This window comes from Amycolatopsis sp. (genome assembly GCF_036008905.1).
Taxonomy (GTDB): Bacteria; Actinomycetota; Actinomycetes; order Mycobacteriales; family Pseudonocardiaceae; genus Amycolatopsis.
In genome coordinates, this window is record NZ_DASYMU010000059.1 from 42,381 (window position 1) to 57,011 (window position 14,631).

Annotated in this window: 16 protein-coding genes; all 16 read right to left on the minus strand. The window is 65.8% G+C overall.

The annotated features are described in order from the left end of the window. Position 1 precedes the first annotated feature (1 nt). The 16 genes from VGP60_RS11630 to hsaD are packed head-to-tail and all read right to left on the minus strand — an operon-like array spanning position 2 to position 14,629. Positions 2-1,249, minus strand: coding sequence for an MlaD family protein (locus VGP60_RS11630; RefSeq protein ID WP_327547955.1), 1,248 nt, complete (start codon positions 1,247-1,249; stop codon positions 2-4). Beyond that, entirely contained in the window at positions 1,246-2,577 is a 1,332-nt protein-coding gene (locus VGP60_RS11635) for an MlaD family protein (RefSeq protein ID WP_327547956.1), read from the minus strand. The genes VGP60_RS11630 and VGP60_RS11635 overlap by 4 nt, the downstream gene beginning before the upstream one ends. A gap of 6 nt (positions 2,578-2,583) precedes the next feature. Further along, positions 2,584-3,867: an MlaD family protein gene (locus tag VGP60_RS11640; RefSeq protein WP_327547957.1), complete on the minus strand. Its 1,284-nt coding sequence runs from the start codon at positions 3,865-3,867 to the stop codon at positions 2,584-2,586. After that, positions 3,867-5,225, minus strand: a complete 1,359-nt coding sequence (locus tag VGP60_RS11645; RefSeq protein ID WP_327547958.1) for an MlaD family protein — start codon at positions 5,223-5,225, stop codon at positions 3,867-3,869. The genes VGP60_RS11640 and VGP60_RS11645 overlap by 1 nt, the downstream gene beginning before the upstream one ends. After that, a complete protein-coding gene (locus VGP60_RS11650; protein ID WP_327547959.1) occupies positions 5,222-6,451 on the minus strand; it encodes an MlaD family protein in 1,230 nt (409 codons plus the stop codon). Before VGP60_RS11650 ends, VGP60_RS11645 begins: the two co-directional genes overlap by 4 nt. 4 nt (positions 6,452-6,455) lie before the next feature. Next, entirely contained in the window at positions 6,456-7,268 is an 813-nt protein-coding gene (locus VGP60_RS11655) for an ABC transporter ATP-binding protein (protein WP_327548006.1), read from the minus strand. A 15-nt stretch (positions 7,269-7,283) separates the two neighbouring features. Continuing rightward, a complete protein-coding gene (locus tag VGP60_RS11660) occupies positions 7,284-8,111 on the minus strand; it encodes an ABC transporter permease (protein ID WP_327547960.1) in 828 nt (275 codons plus the stop codon). A 9-nt stretch (positions 8,112-8,120) separates the two neighbouring features. Further along, positions 8,121-8,966, minus strand: a complete 846-nt coding sequence (locus tag VGP60_RS11665) for an ABC transporter permease (RefSeq protein ID WP_327547961.1) — start codon at positions 8,964-8,966, stop codon at positions 8,121-8,123. Further along, a complete protein-coding gene (locus tag VGP60_RS11670) occupies positions 8,963-9,340 on the minus strand; it encodes a hypothetical protein (RefSeq protein WP_327547962.1) in 378 nt (125 codons plus the stop codon). The genes VGP60_RS11665 and VGP60_RS11670 overlap by 4 nt, the downstream gene beginning before the upstream one ends. Next, positions 9,337-9,996 carry an RNA polymerase sigma factor gene (locus VGP60_RS11675; protein WP_327547963.1) on the minus strand — a complete coding sequence of 220 codons (660 nt, stop codon included), beginning with the start codon at positions 9,994-9,996 and terminating at the stop codon, positions 9,337-9,339. The genes VGP60_RS11670 and VGP60_RS11675 overlap by 4 nt, the downstream gene beginning before the upstream one ends. 19 nt (positions 9,997-10,015) lie before the next feature. Continuing rightward, positions 10,016-10,435 (minus strand): hypothetical protein, encoded by a 420-nt coding sequence (locus tag VGP60_RS11680; protein ID WP_327547964.1) that lies wholly within the window; start codon positions 10,433-10,435, stop codon positions 10,016-10,018. Between the two features lie 12 nt (positions 10,436-10,447). Beyond that, positions 10,448-11,260, minus strand: coding sequence for a 3-(cis-5,6-dihydroxycyclohexa-1,3-dien-1-yl)propanoate dehydrogenase (hcaB, locus tag VGP60_RS11685; protein WP_327547965.1), 813 nt, complete (start codon positions 11,258-11,260; stop codon positions 10,448-10,450). Positions 11,261-11,295: 35 nt separating this feature from the next. Next, on the minus strand, positions 11,296-12,477 hold the full coding sequence (locus VGP60_RS11690; protein WP_327547966.1) for an NAD(P)/FAD-dependent oxidoreductase: 1,182 nt from the start codon (positions 12,475-12,477) through the stop codon (positions 11,296-11,298). Next, positions 12,474-12,842 (minus strand): bifunctional 3-phenylpropionate/cinnamic acid dioxygenase ferredoxin subunit, encoded by a 369-nt coding sequence (locus VGP60_RS11695; RefSeq protein WP_327547967.1) that lies wholly within the window; start codon positions 12,840-12,842, stop codon positions 12,474-12,476. The genes VGP60_RS11690 and VGP60_RS11695 overlap by 4 nt, the downstream gene beginning before the upstream one ends. A gap of 27 nt (positions 12,843-12,869) precedes the next feature. Next, positions 12,870-13,724, minus strand: a complete 855-nt coding sequence (locus tag VGP60_RS11700) for a VOC family protein (protein ID WP_327547968.1) — start codon at positions 13,722-13,724, stop codon at positions 12,870-12,872. A 14-nt stretch (positions 13,725-13,738) separates the two neighbouring features. Beyond that, positions 13,739-14,629 carry a 4,5:9,10-diseco-3-hydroxy-5,9,17-trioxoandrosta-1(10),2-diene-4-oate hydrolase gene (gene hsaD / locus VGP60_RS11705; RefSeq protein ID WP_327547969.1) on the minus strand — a complete coding sequence of 297 codons (891 nt, stop codon included), beginning with the start codon at positions 14,627-14,629 and terminating at the stop codon, positions 13,739-13,741. Between the last annotated feature and the right edge of the window lie 2 nt (positions 14,630-14,631).

The window sequence follows — 14,631 nt, forward strand, 5'->3', positions numbered from 1 at the left end:
TTCACCTGCTCGGTTTCGGGGTGGACAGGAAATTCAGCAGATCGGTCGGAATGGAGTTCGGCGAGATGCCCACCTGAGCACGCAGCACGCCGGCGTTGCCGTCGGTGAGGCTCGTGACCGAGCGAGTCTGCACGACGAACGCGCCGAGATCGTTCAAATAGGACACCAGGTTGCCGGTGACCGGATCCAGGTTCTTCGTGATCGAGCCGAGCGAGGGCAACGCCTCGTTCAGGTTGCCGACGAACGGCCGCAGGTCCGCGACCACCGGCCGGGCCTTGGCGACGACCGGTGTCGCGGCATCCACAGTGGAGCCGATCCGGTCGACGGTCTTCGTCAAGCGGGACAACGATTCCGGCAGCGTCCCGGTCGCCTTGTGCAGATTTTCCAGCGTCGGATCGAGCTGATCGGACAGGCCCTGCACGGAATCAGTCGCCTGCTTGAGCTTCCGCGTCAGATCCGGCAGCGTGGCCAGGGTCGCGTCGAGGGAATCGTTGCGCTTGCCGACGGTGTCCAGCGTCCGCTGTAGCGCAGTGGCCAGCTCGGAGAGCCGCTTGTCGTCACCGCTGATGCTGGTGGCGATCTGCTGCAGCGAGGTGACCAGGTTGGCCAGCGTGTCCTTCCGCGACTGCAACGCTTCCGCCACCGGGCGCAGGTTCTTGACGACCTGGTCGGTCTCGGCCACGCCCTCCGGAAGCTGTTCCGGCGCCTTCGCGAGTGCCACATCGGACTCGGAAAGCAGGCTGGTCAGCGCATCCCGCGTGGTGACGTCGAGATGCCCGAGAACCTCGTCGATCTGGATCGGCCGGGCCGAGTTGGCCACCGGGAGCACGCCGTCCTCGTCGAGTTGCTTTCCGGGCGGGGCACCGGGGTTGAGCTCCATGTACATCTCGTTCAACGGGCTTTTCGGGCGCAGCACGACCTTCGCGTTGTCGTAGACGCGGTACTGCGGATCGATCGCCAGGCCCAGCTTGGCGTCACCCTGGTCGTCCACCTCGACCGACCTGATGTCACCGACCTGGACGCCTGCGATGCGGACCTCCTGCCCGTTGCCGGGGCTGACGCCCGGGCTGCTCGGCAGGGTCACGTAGAAGGTGAATTCGTCTTCCCACGGCCAGTTGAACCGCTGGTTGGTCAAGATGATGCCGCCCGCCACCGTGGCCACGACGAACAGCCCGACGGTGACCGCGAGATTCCGGCTGAGCCCCGGCTCGTTCCTCATCCGCTCCCATGCGCGGGACACCCGGTTCATCGGGGACCACCTTCCGCCTTCTGGACCTGCATCTGAATCAGCCCGGCGACCAGCTGTTCGAAGCTGATGGGCAGTCCGCCAACCGAGCCGGGACCGACCCCGGCGTGCGCCATGATCACGTGCCCGTTGGGATCGGAGACCACGGATTCCCGCACGAGGTTCGCCGCGAGGAAGGCGACTTCCTGGTAGAAGGGCCGGTCGGACCCCGAACCGTTGTAATTCCCCGTGCCGTTCCACGGCGACATCACGAATTTCGTGATCGGGCCGGTGACCCGGTCGAGCACCGGGCCGTTCAGCCCATGCAGCACGTCGGTGGTCCGCTTGCCGGCCGGCACCAGGTCCTGGACCAGCGGACGCGCGTCCACCAGCAGGTTCTTGGCGTCGGTGACCAGCGGCCTGGCTTTGACCAATACCGGATCGGCGTGTTCCAGCGTGTTGTTCAGCTCACGCGCGACTGGTCGCGCCGAATCCGCGGTGTCCTTCAGCTTCCCGAGTGTGGTGTCCAAACGGGACAGTCCGGAGTCCGCGCTGCGCAGGGTTTCCGGCAGTGTGTTGAGCGTCGCGGCGAGGTCCCGCGCCCGGTTGCCGAGCACCGAACTGGTCGACGAGAGATCCTGCACGATGGAAGTCAGCTGCCCGTCCTGCTGTGTGAGCACGCGGCCGGTGGATTCCAGGCCGCTCACCAGGGACGGCAGATCGGTACGCGGATTGGTGCCGCGCGCCGCCGTCAGCACGTCGCTCGCCGGCGCCAGCGCGGAAGGCGCGTCGGCCAGCAACTGGTCGATGGCGGTGGACCCGCCGTTGCCGAGGGTCTTGTCCAGCTGTGAGATGGACGAACGCGCGCCGTCCAGCGCCGAGGGCTGCAACGCCCTGGCCACCTTGTCCAGTTCCACCGGGACCTTGGTGCGCTCGACCGGGATGTCGTCGTCGGGATTTCCCTTGTCTCCGCCGGGAACCAGGTCGACGTAATACTTGCCGCCGAGCATCGTCACCGGGCGGATCGCCGCGGACGGGGTCCGGCCGAGCTTCTGCCGGACGCCGTCGTCGATCTTCACCTCGACCACGGCGGTGCCGTCGCCGGTCTCCTTGACCGAGCTGACCCGGCCGACGGGAACACCGGCGATCTTCACATCGGTGAGGCTTTCCCGGAGCTTGTAGTCCTGCGCGAAGTTGACGCGCAGCAGGTCACCGCTGCTCAGCGAGGTGGAGATGCGGTCCTTGTTGAACAACGCGACCCCGATGGCGATGGTCACCACCGCCATCAGCACGCCGATCTTCGCCGGTGCCACCCTCCGCCGGCTGATGCCCGTACCTTTTCTACCGAACATGCCGACTCACTTTCCCGCTCGTTGACCGAGCGGACCTTTTTCTCGGTCGTGGATGGCCTGGCCCGGCGCCGGATACGCGTTGCGTGATGCCGTCGGGTCCGCGATCGGCAGGGTGCCGAGCACCGATTCCGCGCCCAGGTTGAGATAGATCCGCAGCCAATGCCCAGCTGCGTCGCCCTGGCCGAGCGCGCTCGACGCGTTGTTGAAGAACCTGGCGATCTCCGGCGCGTACGGCTTGAGCACGGCCAGCGGGACCTGCAGGTCGCCGAACCCCTTGGTCAGCATCGGCGCCAACGGCCGTGCCTCGCCGAAAGCCTGCTCAAGGCCCGAGATCGCCGGTTGGGCCTTGCCCGCGACATCGGGGACCTTGTTCAGCGGGCCGACGGCCTCGCGCAGCACACCGCGGACATCCGGGGTCGCCTTCCCGAGCGCCACCGCGCCGGGTTCAAGCTGGTGCGCCGCCGACGCGGTCTGCGCGAGCGGACCACGCACGGTCTGCAACGCGCTACGGACCTCACGCAGTGTCTCCGGCGCGCGCTGCAACGCTTCCGACAACGGTTTCCCGTTGTCCACCGACAGCGCGTGCATGGTCGTGTCCAGTTGCCCGGCCAGCTCGCCGAGTTGCTCCTGACGGCCGGCGAACCGGCCGGCCAGGCTGTTCGCGGACGCCAGCATCGCGTGGAGATCGGTGCCGTTCTCGGCGCTCAGTGCCTGCGCGACTTTTCCGAGGTCCGGCAACATCTGCGGCGCCGCGCCGAGTACATCGCGGATGTCCTGGCTGTGCCCGCCCGCGCCGCCGCCGAGTTCCCGGACGGCGGTGCCGAGTCCCTTGCGGGTCGGCTCGTCGAGCACCTTGAGCACATCGGACAGTTCGTTCGCGTCCGTGGTACTGGCCGCCGGCAGGGTTTCGTCCGGGCCGACCTGACCGGCGCGTTCGTCACCAGGATCGATGTCGACGAACTTCTGCCCCAGCGCGGACCGCTCGTCCACCACGACGGTGGCATTGCGGTAGACGTTGGTGTCCTTGTCGAAGCTGAGCACGATCGACGGTTTGCCGTCGACCAGGCTGATCTCCCGGACATGGCCCACCCGCACGTTCGCGATGCGGACGTCGTCGCCGGTCTGCAACGCGCCGACGTTGTTGAAGGCGACCTTGAGCTGCGTGCCCGTCTGCCACGGCACGCCGTGGGTCGCGTTCACCGCCAGCAGCAGCGACACCACGAACACCGACAGCACCCCGATGCCGATGAACACCGAGCGGCTCGGTCGCGCCCTGCGTATCGCTGCCATTACAACCCTCCGAGGAGAAAGCCGAGAACGCCGGTTTCTTGCTGCTTATTCAGGCCGGTGACGCCGCCGTCCGGCTGCTGCGGCTGGCTGAGCAGCCCGAGCCCCGGCAGCGGAAGGGGCGGCAACGCGCCGGGCTGCGGTTGGGCTTGCCCGCCGCTGGAAAGCAGCTGCGGAATGCCCAGATCGCCCTGGAGCCCGGGGACCGTGCCGGTCGCGGTCAGCGGAGTCGCGATGATGCGGCCGCGGAAATAGTGCGACACGCCGTCGTGGCCGGTAGTGCACAGCGCCCAGTTCCTGATGAACGCCATCACGCCACCGATGTTCTGGGTCAGCTGGGACACCAGCGGATCCGCCGATTTGATGCTCGACGCCAGGTCCGGACCCGCCTTGCGCAGCTCGGCGGCCACCGGCTGCGCCTGATCGAGCATGCCCTGCGCCTTGGCGAGCACCGGTTCCGCGGACGCCAGCGCCGGGTCGGCCGAGTCGGCGAACCGCTTCAGTTCCTCGCTGATCTGCGCCAAGTTGTCTGTCGTCGGCCGCAGGCCCGCGAGCATCGGGGTCGCCGAATTCGCGGTGCCGACAAGCTCACCGAGCGTCGACCGGGCTTCGGTCAAAGTGGACGGAAGTTCCGCCAGCGTCGACTCGAACGCCTGCTGCTGCGCGGAAGTCGTGCCGAGCAGCGTGTGCGCCGAACCCACCAGGCCGTCGAGCGTCTTGCCCTGGTCGCGGGCGAGTGCTCCGGCCACCGGGCCCACGTTGTCGACGACGCTGTTGAGCAACTGGTTCTGCTCGTTGAGGATCTTGACCAGGCCATCGGTGTTCCGCATGGCGGGGCCGAGCGCCTCGATGGTCGCCTGGATGTTCGCGCCGTTTCCGCGGGCACCCTCGCCGAGCATGGTGATCAACGCGGCCAGCGACTGGCCGGTCGGGTCGTCGACGGTGTTGAGCACTTCGTCGAGGTCGGTGTTGCGGCTGGTGCGTTCCAACCCGATCTTGGCCCCTGGCGCCATTTCCGGCGCCGACGGCGTGCCGCGGTCCAGTTCCAGGTAGCGCTCGCCGAGCAGGCTGACCGGGCGGATCTGTGCCTTGGCGTCGTCGTGCAACGGCAGCGCCTCGGGATTCAGCTCCATCGTGACGGCCGCTTTGCCATCGTGCGCGGTGATTTCCGCGATCTCGCCGACCTTGACGCCGTCCACCTTGACGTCGTTGCGCTTGAGCAGCGGGCTCGCGTCGGCGAACTCGGCGACCACCAGGGTGCCGTCGGGGTTGGAACTCTCGTGGATTCCCCAGCTGGCGACAGCTGTCGCGCCGAGGAAGATCACCGCGCCGATGACGCGTGCTTTCGAGAAGACGCTCATTTCACTCCACTCCCGAAAGCGTCGGTCCACGGCTGCCGCCCGGCTTCACCCGGGAACGGGTACGGCCGGTTGACGAACCCGGGCGGGAGGTTCAAGCCCGGGTTCAGGTTGACGCTCTGTGGGCTCGCCGAAATGTGCAGCCGCGAGTAGTGGCTGTTCTGGTCGTAGTTGGCCATCGCGCTGCCCCAGTTCGTGAAGTTCGCGGCCAGCTCAGGGGTGTACGGCCGCAGGAACTCCACCGCCGGGAGCATGGCGCCGACCGCGGAATTCAAACCGGTTACCACCGGGTGCGCGCTGTCCAGCAGGCCAGGAGTGGTATCCAGCAGCGCATCCGCCGCGGCCAGGGTCGGCCGCAGCTCGCCGACGAGTGGCCGCAGGTCGCGCAGGACGGGCGCGAGGTTACCGGCGATGCCGGGCAGCCGCTCGGTGGCCGGGCGGAGGTCGTCGAGCAGCGGCGCGACCTTGTCCACCACACCGGGTACATTGCCCAGCGTCCGGTTCGCGGTGTCCAGTGTGCCGGGCAACGCGGTCAGCGAGTCCGACAGCTTTTGCCGTTGTCCTGCGGTTTCCGCGGACAGGGTGGACAGGCCGTTGACGATGTTCCGCAGGTCGCCGTCCCGCTCGGTCAGCGTCCCGACCATCGAGTTGACCCGAGTCACCATCTGCTTGATGGCCGGGCCGTCCGTGCCGAGCCCGCGCAGGACGTCACCGAGCGCGGCGACCGCCGGCCCGCTGGTCTTCAGCGTCGACCGCAGGTCTTTCTCATTCCCGGTGAGCGTGCCGTCCAGCCGCTTGACCAGCGACGACAGCCGTGCCCGGGTCGGCGGGTCGAGCGCCGCCAGCACCTGGTCCAGCTCCATCGGTGTCGGCATTTCGCCCTTGAGCATCCCGCCGGACGGGATGGCCGCGTTGTTCTCCGGGCCGTCGGTGACGCTGATGTGGCGCTCACTGAGCAGCGCACGCCATTCCACCTCGACCTTGGCGCCGTCGTGCAGCGGGGAGTGGTCGCTGTCCAACGCGAGTTCGACCCGCGCCTTCCCGTCCTGCACCTTGATCGAGGCGACCTCGCCGGTCTGAAAACCGTTCATCAGCACGGGACTGCCTTCGACCACGTTCGCCGCGGACGGCAGCAGCACGCTGACGCGATAATCCTCCGAACTCAGGGACCAGGCGCCGGCGCCGAACACGGCGACGGCCGCCAATCCGATGACCATCAGGTTTCGCATGCGTTCAGTCCATCCCCAGCGGTCCGGCGGACTCACCGGACAGGAATTGGCGCACGAACGGGTCTTCCGAGGCGAACGCCTCGTCCGCCTCGCCGTAGTGCACGACCTGGCCCTGCCAGATCACGCCCACGTAGTCGCTGACCTTGCGGGCGCTGCGGATGTCGTGTGTGACCACCAGATACGTGCCCTTGTGCCGCGCGTGCATCTCCAGGATCAGGTCGCACAGCAGGCTGGTGCGCACCGGGTCGAGGCCGGAGTCCGGCTCGTCGAACAGGACGATGTCGGGGTTCATCACCAATGCGCGGGCGAACCCGGCGCGCTTGCGCATACCACCCGAGATCTCCGACGGCGACTTCGTGAGCGACTTCTCGAGGCCCACTTCGATCAGCCGGCCCATCACGATCTCGGTGATGTCGGCCTCGGACATGTTGGTGTGCTTGCGAAGCGGGAAGGCGACGTTGTCGAACAGGTTCATCGACCCGAACAGCGCGCCGTCCTGGAACAGCACGCCGAACCGCTTGCGCAGCTCGTACCGCTCCTGCTCGCTCACCCGCCAGATGTCCTGGCCGAAGACCATGATCTCACCGGCGTCCGGCTCGAGCAGGCCGACGAGGTGCTTGATCAGCACGCTCTTGCCGGTGCCTGACGGGCCGAGGACCGTCGTGATGGCATCGTCCGCGAAATCCAGGTTCATGCCCTTCAGAACCTGGAAATCGCCGAAGCTCTTGTGCACATCGCGCACCTGCATCGAATGCGTGGCGCCGTTCGACGCGACATCCGGCAGCGTGCCCACGTTCGCCAAGTGGCCCGTGGTCATCTTCATCGTCCGCTCCTAATTCGCGATCGGGGCGTTGGGATCGAGCCCCCAGAACAATTGCGTGAACAAGGTGCTCACGACGTGGATCATCACCATGTTCACCATCATCGACTTCGCGGTATTGGTGCCGACGCCGACAGGGCCGCCCCGCGCGTTGTACCCGTAGTAACAACTGACGAAAATGATCACCGTGCCCATGGCCATCACTTTCGCGAGTACCATGAGGAAGTCGACCGGACTCTGATACAACCAGAAGATGTAGTTGTACCCACCCGGTGAAACAACGCGCAACTGCAGCACGGTGACGAGGTATTCGGAGATGTACAGCATGCCGAGCCCAATGGTGTACAGGAACGGCATGGCCATCCAAGTCGCCAGGATCCGGGTGCCGACAAGGTAACTCCGCGAGTTGATGCCCATCACCTCCATCGCGTCGATCTCGTCAGTGATGCGCATCGACCCGATTTCCGCGACCAGGCCGCACCCGACTTTTGCGGCCAGGATGTAGCCCCACATGTACGGGGACATCTCCCGGAAACCGCAATAGACGTTGAAGATGCCGGAATACAGCGGCGCGCCGATCTGCTTCAGCGTGTAACTCGCCTCGACAGCGCACACCGATCCCATGACGAACTGCATCGCCCAGATGATCAGGCCGCTGGAAAGGATCAGGGTGGCGGACTGGCGAAGCACCTCACCGACGTAATGCCGGACATCGGGCAGCCCGCGAATGGTCTTGGCGGAGAATTGGGCGATCTCGCCGCCGGTGGCGAAACTCTGGTGGATCTTCTCGCCGAGAACGCCTGGCGTGATGACAAGATCCTTCGGCTTCGGAGCAGTCATCTGCGCCTCTCACTTGTAGACGTGCATGTCCGGGTTCAACCCGAGCAAGATCGTGGTGAACACCCAGTTGAAAATCCAGATCGCGGCGAACGAGATCACCACGGCCTGGTTGACCGCGCGGCCGACACCGCTCGGCCCGCCTTCGGCCCGGAAACCCTTGTAGCTGCAGACAACGCCGATGATCAGGCCGAAAACCGTCGTTTTCACCACGCTGCCCCAGATGTCGGTGGTGGTGGCGTTGTCGAAGAAGCTGTTCACGAAGGCCGCGGCGCTCGCGTCGAACACGAAGACCGCCGCGATGAACCCGCCGATGACGCCGAACACCAGCGCGACGAGGTCCATCAGGCCGGTCATGACGGTCACCGCGATCACCCGCGGCAGGATCAGCGTGCGGATCGGGTCGACGCCGAGCACTTCCATCGCGTCGATCTCTTCGCGGATCCGCCGGGCGCCGAGGTCCGCGGTCATCGCGGTGCCCACCACACCGGCGATCACCATCGCGTTGATCCACGGCGCGAATTCCCGGACGCTGGCCATGATGAAGAAGGAGCCAAGCCGTTCCGGCACGCCGAAGAGGTTGATGATGTTCCCGCCCTGCAGGCCGGGCGCGCCGAACCCGAACGCGATGGTGGCCACCATCATCGGCAGCCAGCAGAGCTTGAGGATCAGGGCCATCTGGTCCCGCACCTCACCCCAGTAGCCGACCGGCTTGCGCACCGCCATCGCGATGACCCGGCCACCGAGCTGGGTCATCTCACCGGCCTGCCGGAACGGGCTCGCCACCATCTTCAGCTGCTTCGACTTCGGCTTCGGCTTGTTCCGGTGCGCAGTCGGCGTCTGTACCGCGTTACTCATTGGGACCACCTAGTGCGAGCAAAACCAGTCACCGCACCGACAAGCACCGCGACGGCCAAAGTGGACACGATCTGCACCGGGGATCGCCCGGCCGATTGCAGCAACACCAGCGGCAAGACCAGCAGATACGCGCTTACCGCGGAAACAACTCCGCACACCCGGAAATCGGCCGACGTGCCCGGCGCCCACGCCGCCACCGCGAAGGCGGCGACCGCGGTGAGCACGAGCCAGAACGAACCGACGACCGGGATGTGCTGCGCGGCCACCGGCGCGAGGAGCCCGCCGATCAGCAGGACCGCGAACCCTCGCCAGGCACCACGTACCGCGGCCACCGGGTCGAACTTGTCCAGCCAGGCATCCCAAACGCGCATCATCCGATTCCTTCCCCGACAAGCTGATTTCGCGGCTGCGGAGACTCGATGAGCGCCGCCAGTCGTCGGACCGCCCGGTGCTGCAACGCCCGGATCGTCCCGGTGTTGCGCCGCATGATCACCGCTGTTTCGGCGACCGAGCAGTCCTCGTAGAACCGCAGGACGATGCATTGCCGCTGCGCGTCCGTGAGCTGCGCGATGCCGGCGCGCAGCTCCGAACCGGCCATCCTCGCCAACACCGCTTGTTCAGCACTGTCAGCGAGGATGTCCGCCGGCTCGAATTCTCCTTTGACCTGCTCGTACCGCGAGTGGGCCGAGCGAACGTGGTCGATCATGAGGTTGCGCGCGATGGTGATGATCCAGGCCTGTATCTCGCGGCCCTGGAACTTCACCGAACCGATCCGGCGGAAGGCCCGGATGAACGTCTCGCTGGTCAGATCCTCGGCCAGCGCCGCGTGTCTTGTGCGCTGCAGGACATAGGAATAGACCAACCGGTAATTGTTGTCGTACAGGCGGCCGAACGCGTCGATGTCGCCGCGCTGCACCCGTCTCACCAACTGCCAATCATCATTACCGAGATCGATTAGTCTCGCCATTGAGATCCATCCTGTTTCCTGATCCTCGTGAGTGTTCAGGCCAGTAAGAACCAGCCTGAACACTCACAAGCCGGGGTCGATGTCAGGCGCGGTCGTCGTCCAGCACGCGGGGCTCGAGTTCGATGAGCTTGGCGATGATGTAATTGAACTGCGGGATGTTCTTCATCATCATCCCCATTTTTCCCTTGACCGAGATCTGCTTGCTCACCAGCGCGATGTTGACGCTGAGTTCGCCGGTGACGAGCATCCGCTCCCAGTTCTCACTGTCCCCGGTGAGCACGAACTCACTGAAGGGCGCGTCCTCCGCGGAATCGAAAACGGTGACGTCCGACATCACACCCTCGGTGAACATCATCCGCAGGACGAGCGGGAACTTCCCGTTATAGACGTGGGTCATCCCGAACGTCATCTTCCTGGCCTTCTTCTGCCAGACGGGGTCACTGTTGAGCGCTTCCGCGAGTGCGTCATAGAGTTCACGGGTACCGAAAGTAGGCCTCTTCATGACTTTCCTCTCCTACAGGTCGTTTCCGCCGGCGACTTCGGCCAGGCCACGAACGCCCATCCCGCCGTCACAGTTGATGATCGCTCCGGTCGAAGCCGAAGAGTTTTCCTTCGAAGCCAGCAATACGTAGTTCCCGGCGTAATCGGCGGCTTCCGGAAGTTTCTGCAATACCGTGCACTGATTGACCAGATCAGCAAGAGGAACCGAGGAAATGTTGGTCTCCCCGAGGCCTAGCGCGCCGGGGCCGCGCAGGTCGGTGAGCATGCCACCGGGGGCGACGCCGTTGACTCGGATCTTCGGTGCCAATTCGAATGCCAACTGCTTGATCAGCCCGAGCACGGCGTGCTTGGACGAGGTGTACAGCGGGCCGCCGCCGCCAGGGTAGAACCCGGCATTGGACACCGTGAAGATGATCGATCCGCCACTGGCGGCCAATTCCCGGACAGCTGCCTTGGCACCGAACAGGTAACCCTTGACGTTCACATGGAACATTTCGTCGAACAGCGTGTCCAGGCTGTCCTCCGGCATATCGACCAGCTTCGTCGAGAAGTCCCAGATCGCGGCGTTGGCCACAAAGGTGTCGAGCTTCCCGAATCGCGCGACGGTTTCCTCGACGACCCGCACATTGTCCTGGTAACTGGTCACGTCACCCTGGACGCCGACGACGTCGTCGCCGAGATCTGCTTCGAGCTTGGCGAGTTTCTCCGCCGACTTCTCCAGGACGCCGACCTGCGCGCCTTCCGCCAGGAACCGCTCGACCACCGCCCGGCCGAGGCCGGAACCACCGCCGGTGACAATAGCGACGTTGCCCTGCAACCAACCCATGTCTGACCTCTTATCGCTTGGCCCCTGTGAACTGCTCAAACCGCTGCCGCTTCCTTTGCCATCGCACGCAATACCGCCCGCAGCTCGCGGCGGCGGTTGACCGCCACCGCGCCCTGCACGCGTCCCTCGTCGGAGAACACCCACAGCGCACCTTCGTCGCTGTCGGGATCCCCCGTGCGGACCACGTCGTTGCCGAGCATCGGCAAGCCGGCGATCTCCCAGCGCTTTCCGTGCTGCTCGCTCCACGCCCACGGAATCTCGTCGTACGGCTCGTCGTGACCGAGCATCGACCGGACCGCATGCACGGCCTGCTTCTGCGCGTTCTGCCAGTGCTCGACCCGGAGTTGCCGGTTGAAGGCCTGGCTGGGAAACCGGGCCAGGTCGCCTGCCGCGTAGATCTCCGGAATCGAAGTCCGGCACGTCACATCGACAACCACGCCGTCGCCGACCTCGAGGCCGGCCTCGATCGCCAGATCGGCCACCGGCACGGACCCGATACCGATCACCACCGCGCCCGCGGGGAGCACCGTGCCGTCCGCGACCTCGACCCCCTCTACCTGGTCGAACCCGTGGATCGCCTTCAGCGGCGACTGCGGCAGCACCTTCACCCCGTGGCTCCGATGCTGCTCGAGCAACCATCCGGCGGCCTCGACGCCGAGTGCCAGCTTCATCGGCAGGTCATCGCCCATCAGCAGGGTGACGTCCGCGCCCTGCTCGGCCAGTGTCGACGCGACCTCCGAACCGATGAAGCCCTCGCCGGCCACAACCACTGGCACACCGCGCTTGACCACCTCCCGCAGGGCCTCCGCGTGCTCGAGGTCCCGCAGGTAGTGGACGCCGTTCAGCTGCTCGCCGCGCACGCCGACCGTCCGTGGCCGGACACCCGTGCACAGCAGTACCCGGTCCGCGGCGACCCGTTCGCCGCCTTCAAGCTCGATAGCACGCTCACCCGGAATGAGCCGGGTCGCCGCCCGTCCGAGCACCAGCTCGATGTCCCGTTCCGCGTAAGCCTCCGCTGGATGAACGAGCAGTTGCTCCTTCGATACCCCGCCGCCAAGGAAGTCCTTGGACAGCGGCGGACGTTCGTAGGGCAGATGCGTTTCGGCACCGATCAATCGGATCCGGCCGTCGAACCCGGCTTCGCGAAGGGTGCCAGCCGCGCTTGCCCCGGCCAGCCCGGCGCCGACGATGGCCACCGATTCGAAGGACTCAGTCATGCCGCCCACTCCGGCTTGGTTCCGACCAGGACGACAACGACGTCGTCGCGGACCTCAACCGCATGCGTCCGCACCGGCTTGCTGGCCGGCAGCGAACAGGGCTTACCCGTGCGGAGGTCGAAACGGGCGACGTGCCACGGGCACTCGACCTCATGCCCTTCGAGATCGCCTTCGCTCAGCGAAGCATTGGCATGAGAACACGTGTCGTCGATCGCGTGGAACACACCGTCCACATTGAACACCGCGATCGGACGCGCCGCGTCGACTTTCCGCACTTGTCCCGGCGGCAGCTCGTCGACCTTGCACACCACAAGGGTTTCCGAGGTTTCCGGAGTTTCCGAGCCGGAGGGGACGGACGAGCTCATTTTCTCACCTTTCGCGCAACAAACCGGTCAGACCATGGACCCGCGGTGGCCCCATAGGCTCGGCCCGGCGATCTCGGTCACGGTCCACTCCGAGTCATCGACAAGCAGGCCGCCGTGGCCGTATTCCAGCCCAAAACCCGACGGAGTCCTGGCGTAGAACGAGAACATGTCGTCGTTCGCGTGACGGCCGATGTCCATCATGATTCCGGCGCCACCGTCGCGGCAGGCGTCGTGTGCCCGCCCGACCATGTCCACTTCGGACACCTCCACCATGAAGTGATGGATTCCCTTTTCCGGCGCTTCGATCAACGCCACGCTGTGGTGACGCGGATTGCAGCGGAGGAAGGCGACCCTGGACGGCCCGAGGCGCAGGGTGTCACTGAGCCGGAATCCGAGCACCTCGGTGTAGAACCGCAAGGCGTCTTCGAAGACCGGAGTCATCAGTACGGCGTGGCCGAGGCCCATGTTTTCGGTGACGAAGTTCGCCGACCGCGGCGAGATGAACGGTTCGATCGACTTCTGCTGCCCGTAGAAGAAGTCGAGGTTGAAGCCCGAACTGTCGACCGTCTTCGCCAGCCCTTGGACGTCGCGGGCGGCCGCTTCCTCCGCGCTGCACCGGGTGACCGTCAGGCCGTCCTTTTCGAGCCGTTCGATGACGTCTTCGAGTCCTGCGGCGTCCGGCACTTCCCAGCCGATCCGGGACAGGCCCTCCTCGTCGCCGTCTTCGAACTCCAGCCGGTAGCTCCGTTCGTCCAGGCGAACGCGGGTGACGCCGTCCTTGTCCGGACCGATCTGCATGCCGAGGACGTTCCCGGCGAACTCGATCCATTCGTCTCTTTTGGGCGTCGTGATCGTGAGATGGCCTAGCGATTTAACGGACACGTTTCCTCCAAGATTTACGAAGCTGCCAAGAAGCTGATCGTCAGCCGGTTGAACTCGACGCGGTGCTCCAGCTGCGCCCAGTGCCCGCACCGCGGGAACACGTGCAGCCGCGCGTCGGGCATCCGCTTCAACAGGAAGAAGGCGCCGTCCAGCGGAAGCACCCTGTCGTCGCGTCCCCATACCAGCAGGGTCTTGTGCTGGATGCGGTCGACGTCCCGCCACAATTCCTCCGGCAACCCGGCGCCGTCCTGGCCGAACGCCTGGTACAGCCGGGTCGCGTAGTCCATGGCCTCCGGGGTGGTCGCGGCCTCGAAGCGGTCCTGGAGCACCTCCGGCGGCACCGTCTTCGACTCATAGCTCATGACATCGATGAGGTTCTGCATCCGCTCGATGCTGGGTCCGGGCGGTGAGTAGAACGAAAAGAGGACCTTCAGGCCTTCCGATGGGTCCGCCGAAAAGAGATTCAGCGCTCCACCCGCCGGGCCCATCAGGACCAGCCGGTCGACCCGCTCGGGAAAGTCCAGCGCCAGTTTCAGCGAAGTACCCCCACCGAGCGAGTTGCCGACGAGATGAACCTGCGGGATGTCGAGATGCTCCAGAAGTTGGTCCAGCACCCGGGCGTTGTAGGTCCAGACGCCGTTCTTGACGACCGGCTTGTCCGACTTTCCATAACCCGGCTGATCGACGACGAGCACCCGGAAGTACTCGGAAAGCCCGGCCACGTTCTGGGAGAAGTTGCTCCAGCCCGAGGCACCGGGGCCACCGCCGTGCAACAGCACGAGCGGTGGCCGCGCCTCGGCCGCAGCCGAACGCGCACCCGTGTCGTGGTAATGAATTCGAATATCCTCGAGGTCGGCGAAACGCGAAGTCTCGTCGGCCGTGAGGTGTCCGGCAGTGCGCGTCATTG